At 72.3% G+C, this 7,859-nt stretch carries 6 protein-coding genes; 5 read left to right on the top strand and 1 reads right to left on the bottom strand.

The window, feature by feature from the left end; genetic code table 11:
* Window positions 1-121: 121 nt before the first annotated feature.
* Window positions 122-2,677, bottom strand: coding sequence for a hybrid sensor histidine kinase/response regulator (locus HEQ75_RS27155; protein ID WP_168035259.1), 2,556 nt, complete (start codon window positions 2,675-2,677; stop codon window positions 122-124).
* 220 nt (window positions 2,678-2,897) lie between these two features.
* Between HEQ75_RS27155 and HEQ75_RS27150 the strand changes: the two genes are divergently transcribed.
* The 5 genes from HEQ75_RS27150 (at window position 2,898) to HEQ75_RS27130 (ending at window position 7,650) form a co-directional block, all read left to right on the top strand.
* Window positions 2,898-3,722, top strand: coding sequence for a substrate-binding periplasmic protein (locus HEQ75_RS27150; protein ID WP_168035258.1), 825 nt, complete (start codon window positions 2,898-2,900; stop codon window positions 3,720-3,722).
* A gap of 108 nt (window positions 3,723-3,830) precedes the next feature.
* Complete coding sequence (locus HEQ75_RS27145; RefSeq protein WP_168035257.1) at window positions 3,831-4,388, top strand: hypothetical protein; 558 nt, start codon at window positions 3,831-3,833, stop codon at window positions 4,386-4,388.
* Window positions 4,389-4,498: 110 nt separating this feature from the next.
* On the top strand, window positions 4,499-5,455 hold the full coding sequence (locus HEQ75_RS27140; RefSeq protein WP_168035256.1) for an acetyl-CoA carboxylase carboxyltransferase subunit alpha: 957 nt from the start codon (window positions 4,499-4,501) through the stop codon (window positions 5,453-5,455).
* Between the two features lie 30 nt (window positions 5,456-5,485).
* Window positions 5,486-6,994, top strand: coding sequence for an MFS transporter (locus HEQ75_RS27135; RefSeq protein WP_168035255.1), 1,509 nt, complete (start codon window positions 5,486-5,488; stop codon window positions 6,992-6,994).
* 35 nt (window positions 6,995-7,029) lie between these two features.
* Window positions 7,030-7,650 (top strand): DNA-3-methyladenine glycosylase I, encoded by a 621-nt coding sequence (locus HEQ75_RS27130; RefSeq protein WP_168035254.1) that lies wholly within the window; start codon window positions 7,030-7,032, stop codon window positions 7,648-7,650.
* Window positions 7,651-7,859 lie beyond the last annotated feature (209 nt).

The following is a 7,859-nucleotide window of genomic DNA, read 5'->3' as shown; positions in this document are numbered from 1 at the left end:
GAGGGCTGGGCGGTGGCGGGCGTGGCGGTGGCGGCGGGGGCGGCGCGCGGCGGGCTGGCCGTCGCGGTGCAGGGGCTGGCGCTGGAGTAGCGGCCCGCCAGGCGGCCGAAGCCGGGCGGCTTCAGGCGGCGCGGGTGCCGGCCGGCTGCGGCCCGGCTGGCTGGCCAGGGGGTTGGCCGGGGGGCTGGCCGGCGGATTGGCCTGAAGGGGCGGCCAGGCCCAGCTTGCGCAGCAGCGTCTCGCGCTGCACCGGCTTGCCGAGGTAGTCGTCCATCCCGGCCTCGCGGCACTGCCGCTCGAATTCCGGGCCCACGGCGGCGGTCAGGCCGATGATGCGGGCGGTGCGGTTCGGGCCAGGATGGCCGCGGATGGTGCGCGTCGCCTCCAGCCCATCCATCACCGGCATCTGCAGATCCATCAGGATGGCGTCGTACAGCGCGCCGCGGGCCGCGGTCACCGCCTGGGCGCCATCGCCGGCCACATCCACCGCCGCCCCGGCGCGGGACAGGATGGTGCGCATCACCAACTGGTTGGTCGGATTGTCCTCCACCAGCAGCACGCGGATCTGCGGCCCGGCTGGCAGGGACGGGGCCGGCGGGGGCGCGGCGGCTTCCACCCGGCGCGGCGCCAGCGCCGTCAGCAGCGCGTCGCGCAGCCGCGTCGGCAGGGCCGGCTTCAGCAGCAGACCGTCCAGCACGCCCTGCCCGCTGGAAGCGCCACGCGCTTCCCCCTGCGCCTCCCGCGGGTCGGCGGAGCCGGAGGCGCAGAGCAGCAGGCGCGGCCGGCCGAAGGCGTCCCATTCCTGGCGGATGCGCCGCGCCAGCGCCAGGCCGTCGCCATCCGGCAATTGCCCGTCCAGCACCGCGGCCTCGAAGGGCCTGCCCTGGCTGGCGGCGGCCCGCAGCGCGGCCAGCGCGGTGCCGCCATCGGACACCGCCGCGGCTTCCGCCCCCATGCCAGCCAGCTGGCGGACCAGGATCTCGCGGTTCAGCGGCAGATCGTCCACCACCAGCACGCGGCGCCCGGCCAGGCCGGCCAGCGGCTGCTGCTCGCCCTCCACCCGGCCGATCTTCACGGTGAAGCGGAACACGCTGCCGCCGCCATTGCGCACGCCGGCCAGGCGCGGCACCGCCTCGATCCCGCCGCCCATCTCCTCCGCGAGCCGCTTGCAGATGGCAAGCCCAAGGCCGGTGCCGCCGTATTTGCGGCGGATCGAGGCATCGGCCTGGGTGAAGCGTTCGAACAGCATGGCGATCTTGTCGCGCTCGATGCCGATCCCGGTGTCGGAGACGGAGGCGCGCAGCCGCCAGTAATCCAGCTCCGCATCCACCGAGATGGCGACCTGGATCCAGCCCGTCTCGGTGAACTTCACCGCATTGCCGACCAGGTTGAACAGCATCTGCCGGATGCGGCCCGGATCGCCCATGACCCGCGCCGGCAGGTCGGGCGACAGGGCGCAGACGAGCTCGACCCCCTTGGCGGCGGCGCGGGGGGCGAACAGCTCCACGATCGTGGCGATCTCCGCCTCGATGTTGAAGGGCACCTGTTCCAGCTGCAGGGCGCCGGCTTCCAGCTTGGAGAAGTCCAGGATGTCGTTCAGCACCATCATCAGGTGCTCGGCGGAGCCCTGGATGGTTTCCGCATAGCGGCGCTGCAGGCTGTCCAGCCGGGTGTCCAGCAGCAGGCCCGTCATGCCGATCACGCCATTCATCGGCGTGCGGATCTCATGGCTCATTGACGCCAGGAATTCCTCCTTGGCGCGGGAGGCGGCGACGGCGTGGCGTTCGGATTCGGCCAGCCGCTGGCCCTGCAGCTTCAGCGCCTGCGCCTGGCGCACCAGCAGCCACAGCGCCACCAGCGTGACCACGGCGGCGGCGGCAACGCCGGCGGCCAGCAGCGCCCCCAGCCGGTGGGCACTCTCCAGCGCCGCCTCCCGGTTCCGTGCCGTTTCCACCACGAAGGCACCCTGGCGGGTGACGGCGAAGGAGGCCACGACCTCCACCCGATCCTGGTCGATGCCGGCCCAGGTGCCGCTTTCCCGCCGCGGCAGGAAGTCGCGGAAGATCCAGGAGGAGGAGTTCAGCTCACCCACACCCTCCACCCGCCCGTCGGAACGCGCCAGCAGCAGGCCCTGGAAGGAATGGACACGGATGACGGCGCCGAAGGCATCGGCGTGGCGCCGAGCCACGCCCACCAGGTAGTCCGGGTTCAGGATGGCGACGACGGTGCCGAGGAATTCGCCGCGGGCGCCGCGCAGCGCCCGGGCATAGGGAATCGCATAGAGCCCGCCGGCATGGCCGATGGCGCGGCCGGTGGGGCCGAGGTAGCGCCCGGCCTCCGGCGCGCCGAGGCGCATGGCCTGGCCGCCGAAGCGCAGCAGGCGGAACCATTCGCGGTCCGCGACCGAGGCTTCGCGCAGCCCTTCCACCGAACTCGCGATGATGAAGCCCTGCGCGTCCGTGATCAGCAGGGCGCGCATCTGCGGCACGTCGCGGATGCGGGTGGTGACCTGTCGGGCCACGGCGACCGGATCGGCCTCCGCCAACCGCTCCGTCGCGTCCAGCAGCACCAGGTCGATCGTCTGCATGGCGCGGGTGAGCTGGTCGGCCAGGCCGCCGGCGACGCCCTGGGTGAGGCGCTCCGCCTCCGCAATCGCGTCCTGCTGGCCGCGATGCATCAGAATGCTGTAAATGCCGACAAGGCAAAGGGCGACCAGCCCGACCGCAGCCGAGAAGAGCAGCCAAGGGCGAGGCTCCGGCGGCCGAGGCGCGCCAAGGCCGAGCGATCGCCGCAGGGCGGAACGGAGTTGGGTGATGCGTGGGACCATCTTTGCGACAGCCCTTATCGGCTGTTTCGTCTTAATTTGCGAGCGCGGAGACGTCGCACGGGCGCAGATTTTGACGCCGCAACAGCCTTCGGTGGGCAGCGCGGCGCCCCGGCCGCGGCTGGCACAACCCCTGGTCGCGCCTCAGGCTTCGACGCAACCCACCCCGCCCACGGCGGACCGGCTGGCTGCCATCCGCCAGCGCAACGAACTGCTGGTCTGCATCTGGCCCGAATACTTCGCCATCTCCTACCGCAACCCGCGCAATGGCGAGATGGAGGGGATCGACATCGACATGGCGCGCAGCCTCGCCACCCGGCTGAGTGCGCGCCTGACCTTTGTCGAGACCAACTTCAGCGAATTCATGGACCGGGTGGAGGATGGGACCTGCGACATCGCCATGATGGCGGTGGGCATCACGCCGGGCCGGGCGCAGCGCGTCGCCTTCTCCAAGCCCTACATGGCCAGCCCGGTCTATGCCGTGACGACGCGCACCAACACCCGCATCCAGGCCTGGCGCGACATCGACAGCCCGGGGACGGTGGTGGCGGTGGCGGCGGGGACGGTGATGGAGCCGCTGATGCGGGAGACGCTGCGCAACGCGGAGGTGATGGTGGTGGCCGCGCCCCGGACGCGGGAGGGGGAGATCCTGTCCGGCCGCGCCGATGTCTTCATGTCGGACTTCCCCTACACGCGGCGCATGGTGCTGATGCATGACTGGGCCCGGGTGATCGACCCGCCCGGCCGCTTCGGCGACACGCTCTATGCCTATGCGGTGGCGCGCGGCGACCAGGCATGGCTGAACGAGGTGAACGCCTTCCTGGAGCGCACCCGGGTGGATGGCAGCCTGAACCGCTTCGCCCAGCGCCACGGCCTGGTGCCGATCCTGCTGCCCTGAGGAGGGGCAGGGCCGTATCCTGACGCATTGGCAACAAAATGCTGGCGCCGCCAGCCGCGGCGCCGCTACGCTGGGTCCTCGGCCGGAAGAAGCCCTTGAGGATCGCCCATGCCCAGCGAGAATGCGGCCGCCACACCCATCGGGACGCCAGGGGTTGCCGATTTCCTCGGCAAGTCGATCGAGGCGATCTGCCCCTTCGGCTTCGGGAAGGCAGGCGACGACCAGAACCACTGCGCCCATTTCGTCGGCCATGCGTTGCGCTGGGCCGCCGGCGTCGGGCTGACCTGCGACGGGCTGCTGCCCGCGAAGCTGCCCAGCAGCCATGCCATGTACGGCCAGCGCGGCGCCCTGGTTCGGGTGAACCAGCTTTTCACCCATGTCGCCGGCAAGACCGTGCTGGACACCACCGCGAAGTACCCGGACATCCAGAAGGGGCTGATCTTCGTCTCCCTGACCAGCAACTTCACCAATGACTTCACCGAGATGGGCAACCATCCGCGCAAGCATGTCGGGATCGTCATCGCCAACGAGGTGTTCCACTACGGCAACACCCAGGACGCGGTCCGCAAGGATTCGCTCACGCAGTTCGTGAAGCGGATGACCGGCGCCTATGGCGGCGTGGTCACCTTCGTCACCACGGGCCTGCCGGCCAGCGCCGGAGTCTGAGCCGGGCTGGACCGCCCCTTCCGCCTTCGCCAGGCCCCAGCGGTCCATTCACCAGCGAATCCGCCGCCGCCCTTACCTCCGCCGCGGATTTCGGCTAACCCGCCTGGGCCATGCGCCAATTCCTCGATTTCGAAAAACCCATCGCAGAGCTCGAAGGCAAGATCGAGGAGCTGCGCCGCACCACCGATGCCGGCGGCATCGACGTGGCGGAGGAGGTGGGCAAGCTGCGCGACAAGGCGCACAAGCTGCTCGCCGCCACCTACGCCAAGCTCACCCCCTGGCAGAAGGCGCAGATCGCCCGCCACCCGGAACGCCCGCACGCCTCGGACTACATCGCCGGGCTGGTGGAGGATTTCGTGGCCCTGGCCGGGGACCGTGCCTTCGCCGACGACAAGGCCGTTCTGGGCGGCATGGGCCGCTTCCGCGGCCGCGCCGTGATGGTGATCGGGACCGAGCGCGGGCACGACACCGAGAGCCGCGTGAAGCACAATTTCGGCATGGCGCGGCCGGAAGGCTACCGCAAGGCGCGGCGGCTGATGGAACTCGCCGGCCGCTTCGGCCTGCCCATCCTGTCCTTCGTCGACACCGCCGGGGCCTTCCCCGGCATCGATGCGGAAGCGCGCGGCCAGGCGGAAGCCATCGCGCGGTCGATCGAGGCCGGGCTGGATGCGCCGGTGCCCTTCATCGCCACCATCATCGGCGAAGGCGGATCGGGCGGCGCCATCGCGCTGGCCGCCGCCGACCGGGTGCTGATGCTGGAACACGCGATCTATTCCGTGATTTCCCCCGAAGGCTGCGCCAGCATCCTGTGGCGCGACGCGGCGCAGGCGGCGACGGCGGCGGAAGCCCTGCGGCTGACGGCGGAGGATCTGCGCAAGCTGGCCCTGGTGGATGCCGTGGTGGCGGAGCCGCTGGGCGGCGCGCATCGCGACCCCGCCGCCATGCTGGCCGCCGTGTCCCGCCAGATCTGGGACAGCCTGGAGCCGCTGCTGGCGCTGGACGGCGCCACGCTGCGCGCCCGCCGGCGCGAGAAGTTTCTGGAGATGGGCCGCGCGGGGGTCGTCTGACCGCCCGGCCGGTGGTTTGATCCCCGGCACATGACGCCTCCCCCCGCCAGCGGCCCCGCCGCCCCGGTCCCGCCCGCGGAACTGCGCCGGCTGTTCTTCCGGGTGTTTCCCGCGGTCGCGCTGGCGATGTTCGGCGCCGCGCTGGACCAGACCATCGTCGCCGCCGCCCTGCCCGCCATCGCCCGCGACCTGGGCGAGGTGGAGCGGATTTCCTGGATCGTGGTGCTGTACCTGGTGGCCAACACCGTGGCCGCGCCGGTCTATGGGCGGCTGGGCGATGCCTTCGGGCGGCAGCGGATGCTGCTGGTGGCGCTGGCGGTCTATGCCACCGGCGCCACGCTCTGCGCCGTCTCCGGCTCCCTCGGTGGGCTGGCGGCGGCGCGGGTGGTGCAGGGCTTCGGCGGCGGCGGGCTGATCAGCCTGTCCGTCGCCCTGATCGCGGAGGTGGTGCCGGCGCGGGAGCGCGGGCGCTTCCAGGCCTATATCGCCGCGGTCTTCACCACGGCCAGCGCGCTGGGCCCGGTGCTGGGCGGGGTGATGACGGCCGGGCTGGGCTGGCGCACCATCTTCCTGCTGCAACTGCCGCTGTCCGCCCTGGCCGCCTGGCTGGCGGTGACACGGCTCGGCGGCGCGGCCAAGGGAATGCGCGGCGGCTTCCGCTTCGACTGGTGGGGGCTCGGCCTGTTCGCCATCTTCGTGGCACCGGCGCTGCTGGCGCTGGACCAGGCGCGGCGGCTGGCGCCGGGGCCGCTGCTGGTGGCCGCGGTGCTGGGCAGCGTCGCCGCGCTGGCGCTGGTGCTGCTGCTGCGGTGGGAGAAGCGGGCGCCGGACCCGCTGCTGCCGCTGGGGCTGCTGGGCGAGGCCACCATCTGGCGCGCCAACCTGATGTCCGCCTGCGTCGCCGGCGCCTTCGTCGGCTGCATCGCCTTCCTGCCCCTGTACCTGACGGCGGTGCGCGGGCTGGGCACGGCGCAGGCCGGGCTGGCGCTGCTGCCGCTTTCCGCCTGCGCCGGCTTCGGCGCCATCATCTCCGGCAACCTGCTGGCGCGCACCGGGCGGATCATGCGCTGGCCGGGCATCGGGCTCAGCCTGTCCTGCTCCCTGCTGGTGACGCTGGTGGTCACCCTGCCCTGGCTGGACCTGCCGGTGATGGCGGGGCTGCTGGCGTTGGTCTCGCTCGGCTTCGGCATGTGCTTCCCGATGGTGCAGGTGGCGGTGCAGGTTTCCGCCGGGCCAAAGCGGCTGGGCTCCGCCACCGCTTCCGTGCAGTTCACCCGCTCGCTCGGCGCGGCCACCGGCACGGCGCTGCTGGGGGCGGTGCTGTTCGGCACGCTGACGCTGGCGGGCGGCGAGGCGAAGCCGCTGTTCGTCGCCCTGGTCAATGCCGGGCCTTCCGCCCTGGCCGGGCTGGATGCGGCGGCCGAGTCCGCCTTCCGGGCCGAGATGACCACCGCCTTTCGCGCCGCCTTCGCCTGCGCCGCGGTGCTGGTGGGCTGCGGCCTGCTGCTGTCCACCCGGGTGCCGCTGCGAAGGGTGTGAGCATCCGAGCATGTTCAAGTCAGGCCGATGATCCGATGACCGAGACCCCAGCCGCCACCACCCCCGGGCCGGATGGCCGCCCGCGCTGCCGCTGGTGCGCCGGCGTGGCGGAATTCTTCCCCTACCACGACCGTGAATGGGGCTTTCCCGTCGCCGATGACCGGCGGCTGTTCGAGAAGCTCTGCCTGGAAAGCTTCCAGTCCGGGCTGAGCTGGCGGACCATCCTGGCGAAGCGGGAGAATTTCCGCGCCGCCTTCGCCCATTTCGAGATCGACGCCGTGGCGCGCTTCACGGCGGCGGATGTGGCGCGGCTGCTGCAGGATCGCGGCATCGTGCGCCACCGCGGCAAGATCGAGGCGGTGATCAACAACGCGGCGCGGGCGCAGGAGCTGGTGCGGCAGGCGGGCTCGCTGGCCGCCCATGTCTGGCGGTTCGAGCCGCCGCCGGGCTCCCTGCCGCCGCCGCAGACGGCCACCACCTCCGCCGCCGCCATCGCCCTGTCGAAGGATCTAAAGAAGCGCGGCTGGGCCTTCGTCGGCCCGACCACGGTGCATGCCTTCCTGCAGGCGATGGGGCTGATCAACGACCATGTCGAGGGCTGCGCCATCCGGGCGGAGGCCGCGGCGGCGCGGGCGGCCTTCACGCCGCCGGGGTAGCCGGGGCCGCCCTGCCCCCGGCGCGGGCCAGCATGCGGCTATCGCGCCGCCAGCGTGGCGGCGCGATAGGCGGCGATGCGGTCCTTCAGGCCGGGCCGGGCGACGGAGCGCGCCAGCGCCGCCAGGTCGCCGGCATCATCGGCCAGTCGGGTGCGGCCATGCAGCGCGGCGACGGTCGGCGCATCCAGCCGCGCGGCGGCGCGGCCCAC

This window comes from Falsiroseomonas selenitidurans (genome assembly GCF_012103215.1).
GTDB classification, from domain to species: Bacteria; Pseudomonadota; Alphaproteobacteria; order Acetobacterales; family Acetobacteraceae; genus Falsiroseomonas; species Falsiroseomonas selenitidurans.
This window is presented reverse-complemented; position numbering and strand designations above follow the sequence as displayed.